Source organism: Flagellimonas algarum, assembly GCF_040513375.1.
Lineage (GTDB): Bacteria > Bacteroidota > Bacteroidia > Flavobacteriales > Flavobacteriaceae > Flagellimonas_B > Flagellimonas_B algarum.
This window is the reverse complement of the sequence record NZ_JBEVTG010000002.1, coordinates 1361431-1379771: the sequence shown is the minus strand read 5'-3', so window position 1 is coordinate 1379771 and position 18341 is coordinate 1361431. Positions and strand designations below refer to the sequence as shown.

Annotated in this window: 9 protein-coding genes; 6 read left to right on the top strand and 3 right to left on the bottom strand. The window is 48.5% G+C overall.

Going from position 1 to position 18341, the window contains the following annotated elements; genetic code table 11:
• Positions 1–284 precede the first annotated feature (284 nt).
• From ABV409_RS13630 to ABV409_RS13615, 4 genes are all read left to right on the top strand, one after another.
• A complete protein-coding gene (locus tag ABV409_RS13630; RefSeq protein ID WP_353878140.1) occupies positions 285–746 on the top strand; it encodes a helix-turn-helix domain-containing protein in 462 nt (153 codons plus the stop codon).
• 376 nt (positions 747–1122) lie between these two features.
• Complete coding sequence (locus ABV409_RS13625) at positions 1123–4368, top strand: SusC/RagA family TonB-linked outer membrane protein (RefSeq protein WP_353878139.1); 3246 nt, start codon at positions 1123–1125, stop codon at positions 4366–4368.
• A 22-nt stretch (positions 4369–4390) separates the two neighbouring features.
• A complete protein-coding gene (locus ABV409_RS13620) occupies positions 4391–6124 on the top strand; it encodes a SusD/RagB family nutrient-binding outer membrane lipoprotein (RefSeq protein ID WP_353878138.1) in 1734 nt (577 codons plus the stop codon).
• Positions 6125–6136: 12 nt separating this feature from the next.
• Positions 6137–7003: a hypothetical protein gene (locus tag ABV409_RS13615; protein ID WP_353878137.1), complete on the top strand. Its 867-nt coding sequence runs from the start codon at positions 6137–6139 to the stop codon at positions 7001–7003.
• Between the two features lie 40 nt (positions 7004–7043).
• On the opposite strand, the gene ABV409_RS13610 is transcribed toward ABV409_RS13615, so the two are convergent.
• The 3 genes from ABV409_RS13610 to ABV409_RS13600 form a co-directional block, all read right to left on the bottom strand.
• Positions 7044–10364, bottom strand: coding sequence for a VCBS repeat-containing protein (locus ABV409_RS13610; RefSeq protein WP_353878136.1), 3321 nt, complete (start codon positions 10362–10364; stop codon positions 7044–7046).
• Positions 10365–10478: 114 nt separating this feature from the next.
• The gene (locus ABV409_RS13605; RefSeq protein WP_353878135.1) at positions 10479–12167 is read right to left on the bottom strand and encodes a RagB/SusD family nutrient uptake outer membrane protein; all 1689 of its coding nucleotides are present in this window, start codon (positions 12165–12167) and stop codon (positions 10479–10481) included.
• A 4-nt stretch (positions 12168–12171) separates the two neighbouring features.
• Positions 12172–15342, bottom strand: a complete 3171-nt coding sequence (locus ABV409_RS13600) for a SusC/RagA family TonB-linked outer membrane protein (RefSeq protein ID WP_353878134.1) — start codon at positions 15340–15342, stop codon at positions 12172–12174.
• A 376-nt stretch (positions 15343–15718) separates the two neighbouring features.
• Here ABV409_RS13600 and ABV409_RS13595 point away from each other — a divergent pair, with 376 nt between their 5' ends.
• A complete protein-coding gene (locus tag ABV409_RS13595) occupies positions 15719–16588 on the top strand; it encodes a helix-turn-helix domain-containing protein (RefSeq protein WP_353878133.1) in 870 nt (289 codons plus the stop codon).
• A gap of 30 nt (positions 16589–16618) precedes the next feature.
• Complete coding sequence (locus ABV409_RS13590) at positions 16619–18340, top strand: GMC family oxidoreductase (protein ID WP_353878132.1); 1722 nt, start codon at positions 16619–16621, stop codon at positions 18338–18340.
• The last annotated feature ends 1 nt before the right edge of the window (position 18341 follow it).

Genomic DNA, 18341 nt, shown 5'->3' with positions numbered 1-18341 from the left:
GCCACCGAATTCCGGTGGCTTTTTTGTTTTCCCACACACTTCGTCATTAAATCTTATCGAAAATACTGTGCATCGTGTTTCGATATCCTTTGTGGTGATGGCATCCTTAAAGTAAAATTGCGTTTCCCAAATAGTAACGTTTCGGTTTCCTTATTTCCCCTGCATTAGCGAACAAATAATCCTTCCAAAAGCACCGCTGCTTCGAGTAAACTCTTATCGGGTGCACCGTTTTTTTTGCTTTTTGTTGGTAATTATGGGTATCAATCAAAAATCATCATCAAAAAATGAAACGTCTTCTAAAACAGATCGTTTTGAAGTACCTCGCTGAAGAAACGGTCATACCCGACAAACACGTGCAAGAGAAATACCGTAAATCAGGCCTGACCGAAGATCAGGCTATGGAAATCAAAAGAAGGATACATATCGCCTTTGAAACCGACAAGATCTATCGGCAAAACGATCTAAGCCTGATGCAGCTCGCCAACCATATCGATCAGGATCGGTATAAGATATCAGAGGTCATCAACCGGTTTCACGACAAGAACTTTTATTCCTTATTGAATTCGTACCGCATTGCCGAAGCCAAGGCCTTGCTGATCAACGAACCTTTTTTAAGTGTCAAGGCCATCATGTACGAGGTGGGGTTCAATAGCAAGAACAGTTTCTACAACGCCTTTAAGAAAGATACGGGGAGCAGCCCGAACGACTTTCGCCTTATGGGCAGGTTCCCTGCCCAGTTGGCCTAGGAATCCGATCCACACCTTACATTCACAAAACCCGATACCTCTAGAGGAGGTGTCGGGTTTTTGTTTGCCTGTAAACCAAGACCATGGTTTCCCGCGCTTTTTTTCGGATGTTAAAAACGGTACTTGCCCATGGGCAGCCGGTTTTTTGATGTCCCTGCCGTTTTAAAAGTACCCTTTTGGCTATGGAGTTCGATTGTTTTGTTCTTGCAATTGTAAAGGTAGGGCGGTGAGAGGCCTTACTTCTTAAAAGACAAAGATTCCATTTAAGTTTTGTTTTCTTCTTGGAAGTTATTTGAATTAGCTATCAAAAAATTCTTTCCCGCCCGCCTTTCTCAGTTGCGCTACTCAAAACAAGTACTAACAAAACTTCAACTCTATGAAAGTAAAGAAACTGTTCGGGGCAATGCTGGCGCTACTGTGTTTTACGGCCTTCGCGTTCGCCCAAGAAAAAACGGTGACCGGAACGGTGACCGACCAAGCGGGTGTTCCGTTACCCGGGGTGAACATTGTGGTCGAAGGGACCACCGTTGGCGCCCAAACGGACTTTGATGGCAATTACGCCATCAACGCGGCCGAAGGGCAGGCCCTGCTGTTCACCTATATCGGTCAAAAAACGGAACGCATCCTGGTCGGCCCTTCCAATACGATAAACTTACAAATGCAAGAAGATACCCAAGCCCTTGAAGAAGTGGTCGTAACGGCCCTCGGTATCAAAAGGGAAAAGCAAGCTCTCGGGTATGCGGTCGCCGAAGTTGGCTCCGACGAACTTGAAGAGCGCGCTGAAGGGGATATCGGCCGGGTATTGACCGGAAAGGCATCTGGGGTGAACATCACCCAACAGAGTGGTCTTTCAGGTTCAGGTACCAATATTATCATTCGGGGCTTTAATTCCTTTAGCCAAAGCAACCAGCCGTTGTTCATCGTCGATGGGGTACCGTTCAATGCGGATACCAATCCTTCGGGCCGTCAAGGGTCACGACAAGATTTCATCAACGGAAACAACGGATCGAGCCGCTTTTTGGATTTAGATCCGAACAGCATCGAAAGTGTCAACGTCTTGAAAGGGCTTGCGGCCTCTACCCTGTACGGGTCGTTGGGGCGTAACGGGGTGATCCTGATCACGACCAAGGCCGGGCGTGGTGGTGCCGGGGTGAAGAAAACCGAGATTACGGTGACTTCCTCCTTCTTTTTCAATGAATTGGCATCGACCCCTGATTACCAGAACCAATACGGAAATGGTTTCGATCAGGCGTTCGGATGGTTTTTCAGTAACTGGGGGCCTAGTTTCGATCGCGGGGGTGTCGCCGGTTGGGGCAATAGCACCTCCTTCGATGATGCGGGTACCTTGCCGCACCCTTATTCAACGGCCTCGTTTGCGGCGGCTTTTCCCGAATTCCAAGGGGCGCGCTACCAGTGGCAAGCCTATGACAATTTCGGTAACTTCTTCAAAACCGGTACGGTTTCGACCACTTCGGTCAATATCACCGGGGCTTCCGACGACGGAAAGATCAGCTACAATGCGAATTATGGCTATCTGAAGGATATCGGCTTTACCCCGGGCAACTCCTTGAACCGAAACAACTTCGGTATCGGGGGCCGGGCACAATTGAGCAATAAGTTCACGGTAACGGGTGCGTTGAATTATGCCCGTACCAAATTCATTTCGCCGCCGGTGGCCTTGAGCCAAGGGAATGGGGCGACAGGGGGCGGTTCTTCCGTATTCGGGGATCTCTTCTTTACGCCGCGATCAGTCGATGTAGCCGGTTTGCCATTCCAGAATCCGATCGATGGCAGTAGCGTCTACTACCGCCAAAACAATTCGATCCAACACCCACTTTGGACGGTGAACAACTCCGGGACCCGTCAAGAAACGAACCGGGTGTTCGGGAATATGGGCTTGCAGTACGATTTATCCGATAACCTAAACCTGATTTATAGGGTCGGTATCGATAACTATAACGAGTCGAACGTCAATTTCCAGAACCGTGGTGGGGTCAATAGCAATAGTAACGACATCCGCTTGCAAAGCGGTATCTACGAAACCTGGAACAACGTCAATACTATCTGGGACCACAACTTCGCCCTGAACGGCGATTACGACTTGACCGAAAAAGTCGGGGCGACCTTCAATGTCGGTTTTAATGGTAGAAGGGAAACCTTCGATCAAAGTGGGGTCTCCAGTGACGGGCAACAGGCTTTTGGGGTCTTGCGTCATTTCAATTTCTTGAATCAAAATGAGATCCAAGGAAGCTTCGAGCGAAACGTGATCGGTTTGTACGGACAGGTTGAATTCGATTATGACAACATTTTGTATTTGACCCTTGCCGGTCGTAACGACTGGGTATCGAACCTGGCGAAAGACAACCGCACCTTGTTCTACCCAAGCGCCAGTTTGTCTTTCGTACCGACGACGGCTTTTACCGATTTGAAAGGGGATGCCCTAGGGTATTTGAAATTCAGGGCTGGATACGGAACCTCGGCCGGTTTCCCGGATCAAAACTCCGATTCGTACCCAGTTGCCAATCGCTTGTCATTGGATACCCAAGACTTTCAAGACAATACAGGTACCAATATCGTGAGCAACTCTACAGGCTTGACTTTGGGTAACCCGAACCTAAAACCCGAACAGGTTTCCGAGATCGAGTTGGGGATCGAATCAAGATGGTGGGACAACCGGATCTCATTGGATGTTTCCGTGTTCCAACGAACTACGACCGATTTGATCGTCAGCCAGCCTTTGGATCCTTCTTCAGGATTCTTCCGGACCAATACCAATGTGGGTGAAATCAAAGGGGAAGGTATTGAGATCGATCTCGGTTTGAACCTGATCCGCAGTGAGGACAATGGGTTCAACTGGAATACGAACATCAACTTCACCGCCAACGAGACCGAGGTGACCGATTTGGGCAACGATACCGATTTGATCGTGTATTCCGGATTTGGAAACTTAGGGAATGCGGCTATCGAAGGGGAACCTTTAGGGGTGATTTACGGAAGTCGCGTACTCCGCGATGCTGAAGGCAATTTGGTCGTCAATGCCGCTGGGGATTACGTTCAAGATTCCCAAGACGGTGTTATCGGAGATCCGAACCCCGATTGGGTGGCCAACATGATCAACACCTTGTCGTACAAGAACTTCTCGCTAGGCTTCCAATTGAATTATACCCAAGGTGGGGATATCTATTCGAGTACCATCGCCACCCTTTTAGGTAGGGGATTGATTACGGAGACCTTGGATCGCGAGAATACCTTCATCCTGCAAGGGGTACAACAAAGTGACGGCAGGGTCAATGACGTACAGATCAACAATTCGGATTACTACTTCAACAACATCCTTTTCGGACCTAGCGAACTGCAGGTATACGATGCAACGGTCATCCGTTTGCAGGAAGTGTCTTTGGGCTACTCCCTACCGCAGAAGTTTTTGGATAAGACGCCTTTTGGATCCTTATCGATCACGCTCTCGGGCCAAAACCTATGGTGGGATGCGGTCAACACCCCTGACGGTGCCAATTTCGACCCGAATGTATCGGGTACGGGTGTCGGTAACGGATTTGGCTTCGATTTCCTTAACGGACCGAGTTCTAGAAGGTATGGTTTAAGTGTAAAAGCATCATTCTAAGATGAAAAAAATTGAAGGAAAAATGAATAGACTATATACATACATCAGACTGGCTTTATGTGCGGCTTTCTTAGTCGTGGCATCATGTGAGACCAACGAATTGGATTTGACCGAAGACCCGAACTTCTTGACGCCCTCACAGGCGAGCCCCGATTTCTTTTTGAATTCGATCCAAGAGGATTTCGCACGGCACTTGGAAGGGGATGCGACCGGTGATCCACAAGATAACTTTCAGACGGGAGGTAACGTCAATGGCGACGGCCTTTCGATTTTAGGTCAGGAATTGACCCGGTTGATGCCATTCGGCAGTCGTGATTACCAAAGTGGCTACCAGGATATCGATACCGATGACGAATGGGACAATGCCTATCGTGGGATTATCTTCGATATCAGGAACATGACCCCCTTGGCCGAAGAAGCGGGCTTGACCCGGCACATCGGTATTTCACAGTTTATCGAGGCCTATGTCATCGTTTCACTGGTCGATTTTTATGGGGATGTGCCTTATACGGAAGCCGCTAGGGCCCCTGAGATTCTGAATCCGGTATTGGATAGCGGGGCGTCGGTCTATGATGCTGCATTGACACTATTGGATCAGGCCATCGTGAATTTCACGAATACGGCCGCTTCGAATCCGTCGACCGACTTTTTCTACGGTAACGATTATAGCAAATGGGTCAAAGCCGCGAACACCTTGAAATTGAAGATCTACCTACAGCGTCGTTTGGTCGATGCGAATGCCTTGGCCAGTTTCAACGCGATCATCAACTCCGGGGATTACATCCAGGATACGGCCGATGATTTGGATTGGACATGGACGGGCACCAGTGCCTCCCAACCCGATACCCGACACCCGAGATACGGTTTGAACTATGCTTCTGCCGGTGCCGGTGATTACACCTCAAATTGGTTGATGAACCAGATGCAGGTGAACGACGATCCAAGAATCCGCTACTACTTCTACCGTCAGGTGCCCGTGGTACCCGGTCAGGATGGCGAGGCCCCGGATGAGGAGTTGTTGACCTGTTCGCTACAGACCCCACCGGCCCATTACGTTTCGGGCGGATTTACTTTCTGTGCCCTATCGAATGGGTATTGGGGTAGGGACCACGGTGATGATGAAGGAGGACCGCCGGACGGACTATTGAAAACCGCGCACGGGGTGTACCCAACGGGAGGACGCTTCGACGACGATAGTTTTCAAGCGATCGCCCAAAATTCCAATCCGAATTCGTTCGGGGCCGGTGGAACCGGAATCACCGCCATTTTGAATGCCTATATGGTCGACTTTTGGATCGCTGAATTCGCCATGGCCCAAGGCGATATGGCCGCTGCGGCCACCGCGCTGCAAAACGGGATGAACAAGCAAATCGCCAAGGTACAGTCTTTTGCTGCCAACGATACCGGGGGTGACCTTTCGTTCGAACCCTCTTCGGCCGAGGTATCCGGTTTCGTCAGCGATGCCATTGATGCCTTCAATGCGGCTACGGGGGATGACAAATGGGATGTGTTCGCCGAGCAGTTTTTCGTCGGTAACTACGGCAATGGGATCGAGACCTATAACTTCTATAGAAGGACCGGTTTTCCAACTACCTTGCAACCGAACCGTGAACCGAGTCCGGGTGCCTTCATCCGTTCGATGTACTATCCGAACCAGGCGGTGACCTCGAACCCGAACATCACCCAAAAGACCGATCAGACCGTGCAGGTATTCTGGGATACGAACCCTGCGGGCTCATTTCCAATAGCTAATTAAAAATCTACGTTTATGAAAAGCATTAAAAATTATGTAATGATGGCTGTGGGAATACTGGTGGTTTCCTGCAGCTCCGATGATAAACTGATCGACACCGTTGACGACAGCGTCGAGCGCGGTTTGGTCTTGCGTACCGTGAATACGATCAGTTCAAGCTATAACATATTCGATACCACTTCAGAGTGGGGGGTGACCCTCGAAGTACAAGATGCCGAAGGTGGTACCTTGCTGTCTGAAGTACGCGTTTTCGTGGCCTTCAATGATCAGAGTACCTTAGGGGGTGACCAAAGTACGGCCGAAACGGCCATTGCCACTTTGGATCCCGCAACCTTTACAACGGGCCCCTTCGGATTGCCGCGAACCGACTTGACGGTCAGTTTCAGTGATGCCCTGGCGGCTACCGGAATCGCCTTTGCCGATATCGAAGGCGGAGATCAATTCAATTTTCGTTTGGAAGCCGAGTTGACCGACGGCCGGGTATTTACGAACAATGCCAACGGTACCGTACTCGGGGGGTCGTTTTTTAGTTCGCCCTTCGCCTATGTGTCGACCGTGGTGTGCCCACCGACCGTACCAACGGCAGGCGATTGGACCATTGATTTCCAGGATTCTTTCGGGGATGGTTGGAACGATGCCGCCCTCGTGGTGACCATCGACGGCGAGGCGACCAGTTATACCTTGGATGACGGTTCGGCCGGCAGTGTAACCTTTAATGTGCCTGATGGCGCACAAGAAATATCCATAGTGTTCACCTCCGGGGCTTTTGATGAAGAAGTCTCCGCCCAGGTAACCTCGGCAAATGGCAATGTCGTTGTGGATATAAGTCCGAATCCTACTGCTGATGCAGAGCTTTTGGACTATTGCCTAAATAACTTGTAGTTTTTTTCAATTTAAGTGATTGGTTAAAGGGGGCTGTCTGTTAGGGCAGCCCTCTTTTTTGTTCCAAAAACTGTAGATAGTCCGAATTCTTGGCGATCGCGATCACTTCTTTTTCCCCAATGCGTAGCTTGACCATGTCCTTGACGTCTCCAGGGGCGTAAAAACCGCTGTTACGAGCGTGTTCCACTTCAAAACCACCTTGACCATCACCGAGCAATAAAAGGCCCGTACTGGCATCGTTTCGAGGTGTTTCGACTTCCGAAGAATGAAGGTTGCCGACCAACAAAACGTCCAAATTGCCATCGCCGTTGAAATCCTCGGTCAACAACTGGTTGATCGAAGAAAGCTGGGCCATGTTCGGAAGGGCATGGCGCCTGAAGGTCCCATTGTCGTTTTCCAGATACACGCTGGCAAAAGATTTCACTTGGTAGTGCAAGGAATTGTCCAGATCTTCTTCAGTATACACATCTTCGAGGGTTGCCGTTGAAAAGGATTCGTAATCCTTGAACTTCTGTTTGATGCCGGGAATCTGTTGGGACGAACACTCCCTTCCACGGACTGGAAACTGTTCCCCTTCATTGAAATAACTCAAGACGATATCGCCTTTGTAATTGTTGTCGAAATCGTTGAAGAAGATATCAAAGGTCGCGTCATCCGAAGCTTTGTACTTGTAATTGAGGCCCAGATTACCGACGATATAATCGGTATCCCCATCATTGTCGAAATCACCATCAACGATACTGAACCACCATCCGGTACTGTCTTGGGTGCCCCAGCTTTCCGAAACTTCGGAGAAATAGCCCTCCTCGTTCTGTAAGACCCGAATGCCCATCCATTCACCGATAACGATGAGGTCCGTCCAACCATCATTATTGAAATCCGTCCAGATGGCATCGGTGACCATGCCTGATTTTTTGAGAAAAGGGGCCAACTTTTCGGTGGCATCCACAAAACGGGCTTCCCCGTTTTGACCGATATTCTCTAGCAGGTAACTGTCGGCCGGTGATGGGTAGTTGCCCGGTATCAAGCGACCACCTACAAAGAGATCGAGGTCACCATCCTTATCGAAATCATGGCTATGAGCGCGAGATCCGCTGGTCAACATTTCGGGCAGGGCCGTCATCGATTTTTCGAAGTTGCCCTTTCCGTCATTGATATAGAGCCGATCTTGCAATGGCTTGGCCGTGGGGGAGAACTCGTTGCCCCCGCTGACAATGTAAATATCTTCATCCCCATCCATATCGGCATCGAAAATATGGATGCCCATGTCTTCAGAAGCACTATCCAAAGTGAAAGGTGTTTTTATGCCTTCTCCAAAGCCGGAGGCGGTTTGGAAATATAGGGTCGTTGTATTTTGGGCAGCGGCCCCTACGACGAGGTCATCAAGACCATCTCCGTTCAAATCCCCAGCAGCGATATTCGGACCGAACATGGAGGTCTGATGGGGCAACAGCACTTCATTCACGAAATCATCGTAATAGTTTTCAATATGACGATGTTCGATCGGAAGTTCATCGGCCAATAAATTATCAAAAAGCCCAAGGGACGCTTCCTTCAATTCATCCGCTGTAACGGCATCCTTGTAATCGGCGATCAATTGGGTATCAATATCCGGATTTTTGAATAGTTGCTCGCTACGGTCAGGCCAAACGATCTTGAGGGAATCGATGGCCTCGGTATCGCCAAGGCCAAAATGAAGTCGTGGGGCAACCGAGGACTGAAAACCACGGGTCAAGGTCAGTTCTTGATACTGCGCGGTGCCTTGGTGGTAGAGGTATACCTTGGTGCCAAGGCCAAAGGGGTTCAAGTCCGAACCTTTGAACGATAGGCTTAAATGATGACTGTTTTCAGCGCTTTTGTTTTCGAAAACGCCTGCTTTATCATCGATGTTGTTGGTTACGATCTCCAAATCACCATCGTTATCGAGATCGACATACACACAGCCGTTTGAGAACCCTTTGTGTTCGATGCCCCAATCTTGGTTCATTTTCGCAAAGGTCAAGTCACGGTTGTTTTTGAAAACGTAATTATCGATTTTCTCCGAGGGGATCTGCAAGGTTTTTTCCAAAGTACTGTCTTGGTGGACACCGTTTTTTTCAATTTCCAGGAAATAGTCCCGATTGTTGATCTCCCTGCGGGTGCCATTCGAAATAAAAATGTCTTTCCAGCCATCGTTATCAAGGTCTGCGAACAAGGGTCCCCAGCTCCAGTCGGTCGAAGAGACCCCGGCAAGGCGCGAAACATTACTAAAATCGGCCACGGAGTCACGCAAGGTGCCATTGTTCAGTTGCAGGCTGTTTTGCATGTATTGGTAATGGAACCCGGCATTGACCGTGCTCCAAAAAAGCTGTGGGTTCATGCTGGCCATATTGGCTTTCGCCCGTCGGTTGACTTGGGAGGTCATGTCGACCTGGAGTATATCGGGTAAGGCATCGTTGTTGAAGTCCGCGATGTCGACCCCCATTCCGTAGAAGGAAGTGTTTTTGGTGCTTTGTTTGACGGCTTCGGTAAACGTACCGTCTTGATTGTTGTAAAAGAGGTAATCCGGCGAACTGAAATCGTTGGAGATATAAAGATCGGGCCATCCATCTTGGTTAAGGTCGCTTACGGTGACACTCAGCGACAGTCCGAAGGTTTTTAGACCGGCTTCGTTGGTCACATCGATGAAGTGACCGTTTTCGTTTTTGAACAACTTGTCGGTTTCCAATTCGGAGGCGTTCATCTGCTTCATGCGGTAATAGAAATTCGGCGCATTGAATCGGGTAGGGGGGTAATTCGCTACGTAGAGGTCAAGATCCCCGTCGAGATCGTAGTCGAAAAAAGAAGCCTGAACGCTATTGGCGGTATCGGCGATGCCATACGCTTCGGCTTGCTCGGTGAAGGTGTTGTCGCCGTTGTTGATGAACAGTTGGTTTTCTTTTGGGCCGAACTTGCCCCCAACCGAACAATAGATATCCAAAAAGCCATCATTGTTCACATCGGCCATGGTGGTGCCGGTGTACCATCGGGAATCCCCGGCAATGCCAGCCGAATCCGAAATGTCTTCGAATTCCAAGTTGCCTTTGTTGAGGTATAGTTTATTGGGGACCATATTTCCGGTAAAGAACAGATCGATCAACCCGTCATTGTTGATATCGCCGGCCGAAACTCCGCCGCCCATGTATATGTAGGCGTACGTAAAGTAGTTAAGGGAATCGTTTTCGGTCAGGGTATTGGTAAAATCGATATTCGTTCGTGGGGCCTCCAATTTTGCGAATATGGGATTGGAAGCGGTTTTCGTCTCTTTGGATTCCGTGCAGCTACCCGCTGCAAGGAGCAATGCAAAGAGCCCGATAAAGAGGGGAATTCTGGGCATTTTCATAAATCGTTATCTCGTCTTTATGCTAAGGTAGGGAAAAGGGGAAACAAAAAACAGGGCATCATTACAACGCCCTGTTTCTGCAGCTAAACTTAAACTAATAAAACTCAACTAAACTTAAAATCCTGGGTTTTGGGTGAGCACGCCACCACTTAAATCTATAGCTGTAATCGGTATAGGTAACAAATCCATCCTAGCTTCGTAGGGATTGGCTTTGGTCCCGAAGTTTCCTATGGTACGGGCTTCATTCTGCACGTACTCGTTCAATATATCGACAGTAACGCCCCATCTTCTCAAGTCGAACAAACGGTGACCTTCCATCGCCAATTCCAATCTTCTTTCGAAGCGGACGGCTTGTCTGGCGAACCCGGCATCCGCGAAGGCCGGATACGGTTCGATCTGGTAGTTCGCGGCATCGGCATCACCGGCCATATTTTGAACATAGCTCATGTTCTTGGCGCGGTCACGGACTTGGTTCACATAATTCAAGGCCGTACCCAAATCGCCGGTTTCGACAGCAGCTTCAGCGGCCATTAATAAGACATCCGCATAGCGCATGAAATGATAATTGATCCCTGAATGCTGTTGCCCCCAAGCACCTGTTCCTTGGTTGGCACTCTCGCCGGATTGATAGACGTTCTTTTTTGGAAGGTACGGTCCAGAGATATCGGCGAAACTGGCACGAATCCAATCTTTACCGATATGCATGCCATAACCGTTGTAGTCGATACCCCTTCTTCCGATGGTGTAATCGATCCTAGGATCTAGCGGCCCGGTATGGGTGGTAAAGGCATCCGCACTTTCTACCCCATAATCATTGGCGATATCGGTTTGGTTAAACGTATCCAATAACGGTAGCCCGGTGCCATCGGTTTGGTAGGCATTCGCCAAATCCTGTGATGGCTGGTAGAACCCACAACAAGAACCGAACGGACCTGGGTTCGGGAAGTTCAACGTACCTCCTCGGTTACCATTGAAAGACTGTCCTGAATCGGTGGTAAACTGGATTGCGAATACCGATTCGGCACTGTTGTCACCAGCAACGCTAAAATTATCCAAGAACTCGGCGTTCAAGGCATAGGGTCCGTTGTTGATGACATCTTGCAACAAGGAAAGGGCTTGCCCCCAATCGGATTGGTACAAGTGTACTTTTCCCAAAAAGGCTTTTGCGGCCCAAGCGGTTGGACGTCCGACATCAGCTTGAGAGTTCGGAAGGTTGTCGACCGCATATTGGAAATCGGCTTCGATTTGTTCCCAAATAGCCCCTGGGTTCGGTTGGTTGAACTCAGTAGCCGCGAAATTCTCTTCTGAGATATACGGAACGTTCACATAGATCTTCTGCAATTCGAAGTTGAAATGGGCTCTCAAGAACCTGGCTTCGGCCAATGGACCGCTAAAATCACCATCTTCCAAAGAAGCGATCAATGAGATTACGGCGTTGGCACGGTTTACCCCTGCGAACAAGCCGTTCCATTTTCCGAAAATATAAGGATTGGCACTGGTCCAATCGTAGGTTTCCAGGAGGAACAGATCCGCCTGATCCCCATCGGTACTCCCTTTATGGGCATCATCCGAAATCACATCGAACCACCAGTTATCACCACTGACCGTCCAGTCGGCAGCTCCCTGGTTGTTTCGGATCCCGTCAAGTGCGGAATACGCACCAACGAGTAACAGATCGACACCCTGGGCATTGGCCAAGGCATCATCACTCAACGCCCCAATGGCCGGTTTGTCGGTGAAATCATCGCCACAGCCGATACAGACGGCAAGCAGCGCTAAACAATACATTAGTTTCTTTTTCATTTTTTTAGAATTTTGTGTTAATACCAACAGTCAAAATTTGGGACACTGGATAAGGTCCAAAGTTTCCAAAATCAATACCCAAAGACAAGTTGTCGTTTGAAATGACTTCTGGGTCAAAACCTTCATAGTCGGTTATTGTAAAGAGATTGGTTCCTTGGATATACACCCTAAAAGACTCCATTCCCATACTGTTGGCAATGTTATCCGAGAAGGTATATCCAATCTGTAGATTCTTCAAACGCAAAAAGGATGCGTCCTCGACAAAATATGAATTAGGTTGTGTTTCAGCATTTTGGATGGTTTGACTAAGCGCTGGCAAAGTTGCATCCGTATTGCTTGGTGTCCATGAATCCAAAACCCTGGTGCTTCTGTTACCGTTGAAGAAGGTCGGGAAATCGGTAAAGATCTTCTCGTAGTTGTACACGTCGTTTCCTTGTGAACCGGAGAAGAAGGCCGAAATATCGAATCCTTTGTAGTCTGCTGTCAGATTGATACCATACGTGAAATCAGGGTGTGGAGAACCGATTTGTGTTCTGTCATTGTCATCATCGATGACCCCGTCACCATTGACATCACGATAGGTGAAACGACCATCGCCGTCGAAACCGGTCACTTCCCTTCCGTAGAAGAAAGAAATCGGTTGGCCCACTTCAGTTCGGGTTACCGCACCACCTCGCAAGTCGGTACGACCGATCTGGAAGTCACTGATCAAGCTTTGGACTTCGTTCTTATATCTTGAGATATTCGCTTGAATTCCGTAGTTAAGCCCATAACTTGTTGAGTGGTTGTACCCGATGGCCAAATCAAAACCGGTGTTTTGGATGTCCCCTAGGTTCACCAATGGTGCGGCCGCATCGATAGCGGTCGTACTGATAAGACTGTTGTCACGCGTGATCAAATCCTTGGTGTCGATGTCGAACCATTCGAACGATACGAAAAGGTCATTGTTGAAGAACCCGGCCTCGATACCGATGTTCGTTGTCTGGCTGGTCTCCCATTTCAAATTTGGGTTACCCACTTGGCTTAAAATCGCACCGGTAGCGATCGTACTTCCGTTCAAGGAATAGTTCGCCAAGGTCTCGCTCAAGTTCGACACGTTGATGGTCGGGTTACTGATCGGCAAGGTTTGGTTACCCAATTGCCCCCAAGAACCTTTTAACTTCAATCGGCTTACGAACGAATCTTGCGGGAAGAAATCTTCATCACTGATCAACCAGCCCGCACTAAACGATGGGAAGGTTTGGCTTTGGTTATCCCCTAGGAAACGGGAAGACTTATCATTCCGTACCGTAACCGTTGCAAAGTACTTGCCCTTATAAGAATAGTTGGCCGTACCGAAGATGGAGAACAATGAATTCTCCCCATCGAACGCAAAATCAACGTTCGGGGTACCGCTACCATTACTCAAGAGGTAAAAGTCAGGAGTCTCGAATAGGAATCCGTTCCTGCTGATTTGCTTTCCTTTGCTTCCTTCTTCCACGGCTTCAAGACCTGCAAGAATGTTCACATTATGGTCTCCGAAGATCTTGGAGTAGTTCAGGGTATTGTTCCAAGTCCAGTTGAAGTTCTGGATGTTCTGCTCGCGAAGCGTATTGGTGCTTAACGGCTCGATGTGTTCTGGATCCAATGCCTGGAAGACCCGTTGGTCAAAGTTTTCGATATTCCCACTGAAGGTGGTTTTGAATGTAAGACCATCGTGGATTTCGGCAGCAAGATAGACATCCCCGAACACCCTGAAGGTTTTGTTGAAATCGTCTTGCGCCCGTAGCAATTGGGCAACAGGGCTACGGGTGTTACTCAGTCCGGGTCCACCGGTTCCTGCGAAATCCCCTTCGTCATCATAGACGGGAATCAGCGGGCTCATACGCAAGGCGTCATTGACACGGGTCGAGTTGTTTCCACCGTTTGAAAATGAAGCATTCAAGTGTTCTCCGATGGTCACCTTATCACTGATCTTGAATTCTGAATTCAATCGAGTGGTTCCTTGTTTGAAGGTGTGCGCCAAGAAGACTCCTTCCCTGTTCAAATAGTTCGCTGAAAGGAAATAACGTCCTGTTTCACCACCATTGGCAATGGAAAGTGAAAGGTTTTGGGTCTGTCCGTCTTGGGTTACCGCATCCAACCAATCCGTTCCTCCTGGGGTGACCGTAGCACCACGCGCTTCCCTTACGATCGGATCGTACGAAGCTACTCGGGTGTAGTCGATCAATGAGGATGGTATAGTCGGTGTTGCACCCGACCCGTATTGTGGGTGGGTAACAGTGGCACCGTCATTGGCCAAGCTTTGGAAGATCATATCGGCATGTTGGTTCACGTTCAACAGTTCAGGAACGTTCACCGCTCTGGTGATACCTGTATACACGTCAAAAGAGACCGTTGGCTTTTCTTGGTTGTAGCCACCGCCTTTGGTGGTGATGATCACAACACCATTAGAGGCCCTTGCCCCATAGATAGCCGCTGCACCATCTTTCAATACGTTGATCTGGTCGATATCGGCCGGGTTGATACTTGTCAATACCGAAGCGTTATCGGTCTGGACCCCATCGATAATATATAAGGGGTTGGTGTTGTTACTCGTACCGAAACCACGAATAACGATTTTTGGAGCTGCACCAGGTGATCCGGTATTGGTTACCGTAACCCCCGTTACCCGTCCTTCCAAGGCTTCAGCTGCGTTGACCAAAGGGGTCTTTGTAGCCTCGGAGACATCAACGGAAGCGACCGATCCGGTCAAATCACCACGGGTCTGCGATGCATACCCCAAGACGACCACTTCAGAAAGCTGATTGGCATCTTCGGACATCGCTACGTTAATAGTGGTTTGTCCATTAACGGCAACTTCTTGGGTGCCGAATCCAATGTAGCTGAATACCAAAGTGGCATTCGCATCCGCTTCAATGGTGTAATTCCCATCAAAATCGGTTTGGGTACCATTGGTCGTACCCTTTACCACAACGTTGGCACCCGGTAGGGGCGCACCATCGGCATCCGTTACCGTACCGGTCACCGTTGATTGCGGTAAAATCAAGTTCTTGTCTTTTGAAAGAGCATTGGCTTCGGCCGTAAAGGAAGCTAGTGCCAACGTCAAGGTCAAGACTAGGCTGAGCGCCGATTTTGACCAAAACGAGCCACTTTTCCGCACAGCAAAAAAGCCACGTTTGATTGTTTGTTTCATAATCATGAGTGTTATTAATTAAGTTAAATAGTTCGGTTGTTCGTCAATTCGGTATAGGGTAAGTGCCGAACAAGTGATAAAATTATACAAACACTTTGCATGTGCATGGTATTATATTATCATTTTTTTATACTATTTTTTAGAAATGGGCATAAAACGGCAAAAACCGGGCGTAACCGTTAATTTTACTACTGTTAAGGGACGGTTGTCCATAAAATCCTTCAAAAAGCCAATTGGAATACGGCAATATTGAAATTATTATTAGTACTTTATGGCAATTTTTTAACACTTTATCTGTGTAATGTCCAAAATTGAGGGAGCTAATCCTTATAAAACCTGACAAAATAATACTAGATAAGTTTAAAATAGTATTGACATGTTAAAAAAGTATCAGCGTGAGATCACCGCCCTGTCCCCCCAAGATAGTTTCTTGGTCATGGATCGATTCAGGGATACCTTCGATTATCCGGTTCATTTTCATCCGGAATTGGAGTTGAATTTTATTCTGGATGGAAGGGGGATGCAGCGAACCGTAGGGTTCAGCATCGAGGAAATCGACGATTATGAGTTGGTCCTGGTCGGTCCGAATGTGTACCATGGGTGGAAGATGCACAATTGCCCGAACAGCGTACACGAGGTCACCATCCAATTCCACAACGATCTTTTTCAAGACAATTTGACCCGAAGGAGTATCATGAAGCCGTTGCGTGAGATGCTCGAGAAGTCGGTACACGGCATCCTTTTCGACAAGATGGAGTCCCAAAAGATCGCCCCGAGGATCATGAAGGTCTCCAAATTGGAGGGGATCGACTATTTCTTGGAGTTGTTCTCCTTATTATATGACTTGTCGATTACCAAAAACCAACGCCTGCTTTCCATTTCGCAAACTTCGCGTGATGATTTCGACAATAGCGACAAGATAAAATTGTTCTACAACTTTATCCAAGAGAATTACGCCAATAAGATTACCCTCGATCAAGTGTCGAGCTTGTTGAACATGAGCAAGGTATCGTTCAATCGCTTTATCAAGAAAAGCACTGAACGCACTTTTGTGGAATATTTGAATGAAATCCGGGTCGAGAATGCCTCCCGTATGTTGGCCGAAGAAGAATATGGTGTTTCTGAAATCGCCTATAAGTGCGGGTTCTACAATATCGCCAATTTCAATAGGATCTTCAAAAAGATCAAGGGGTGTACCCCTAGCCAGTACCGCAAGGAATTTTACCGTTTGACCCGAGTACAATAAGAATCGTATAACTCAAAAACCGAATACCGAATGCAAATAATCGAAAGCCCGAAAGAATACGACGTGATCATCGTCGGTTCAGGGGCCGGTGGTGGAATGGCCACTAAGGTACTTGCCGATGCCGGACTGAAAGTCGCTGTCGTCGAGGCCGGACCGTTCTTTGACCCCAAAGACCCCAAGACCATGACCCAATTGAAATGGCCCTACGAATCTCCGAGAAGGGGGGCAAGTACGGATCGTGCTTTTGGCGAATGGGATATGTCATGGGGTGATTGGGAAGTCGAGGGCGAGCCCTATACCCATGAGCCGGGAACTGATTTCAAATGGTGGCGCTCCCGAATGCTCGGAGGTCGTACCAACCACTGGGGGCGTATTTCGCTGCGTTTCGGCCCAAAGGACTTTAAAGGCAAGACGCGTGATGGCCATGGTGAAGATTGGCCTATCGGTTATGATGATGTCAAACCATATTATGACAAGGTCGATAAGCTGATCGGTGTCTTCGGTACCAATGAGGGGCTGCCGAACGACCCGGATGGGTTCTTCCTTCCTCCGCCAAAACCCCGTCTGCACGAATTGTTCTATATCGATGGGGCAAGAAAAACCGGAATTCCGGTGATCCCTTCCCGAATGTCGATGTTGACGAAACGTATCAATACCGATCGTGGGGTCTGTTTTTATTGTGGACAATGTTCGAGATCATGTTCGGTCTATGCCGATTTTTCATCAGGCAGCTGTTTGATCTTTCCTGCCCAGAAGAACGGTGGCCAGGTAGAACTCTTTGTGAACTGTATGGTCAGGGAAGTAACCACCGATGAAGAAGGAAGGGCTACGGGCGTATCCTATATCAACAAAGAAGATCGCAAGGAATACAAGATCAAAGGTAAAGTGGTGGTCTTGGCCGCCTCGGCCTGTAGTTCGGCAAGGATCTTGTTGAATTCAAAATCAAAGCAGCATCCGAACGGGTTGGGCAATAGCAGTGACCTTGTTGGGAAATACCTGCACGATTCAACGGGTGCAAGCGCGGCAGGTTTCATTCCCGGGCTTATGAACCGCAAGACCTCGTATAATGAAGATGGGGTCGGGGGCATGCATGTCTATTCCCCATGGTGGGGAGATAATTCCCAATTGGATTTTCCAAGAGGGTACCATATCGAAGTTTGGGGGGGTATGGGCCAACCTAACTATGGCTTCGGTTTCAATGTAAACGACTTCAACAAGTTCTTCGGCCTCCGAGTAGGGGGTTACGGCGACAGCCTTCGAGACGATGTGAAGAAATACTATGGATCCGTCATCGGTTTCGGGGGTCGTGGTGAAGCTATTGCCAGAAAAGAGAACTATTGTGAAATCGATCCTACAACGGTTGACAAATACGGTATACCCGTATTGAAATTCAACTATAAGTGGTCTGATTTCGAGGTCAACCAAGCCAAACATATGCAAGATACCTTTGCAGAGATCATCCATAATATGGGTGGTATGCGTCTAGGGGGCAAACCAGGTAAGGAAAGCAATTACGGTTTGCTGACCCCGGGAGAGATCATTCATGAAGTAGGAACGACCAGAATGGGCGATGATCCCAAAGAATCCGTGACGAATAAATTCCAACAGCTTCATGATGTCGAAAATGTCTTCATCACCGATGCCGGACCGTTCGTTTCACAGGCGGACAAAAATTGTACCTGGACCATCCTCGCGCTGGCATGGCGGGCCTCAGATTATATTGTCGAACAATTGAAACAACAAAACATTTAGC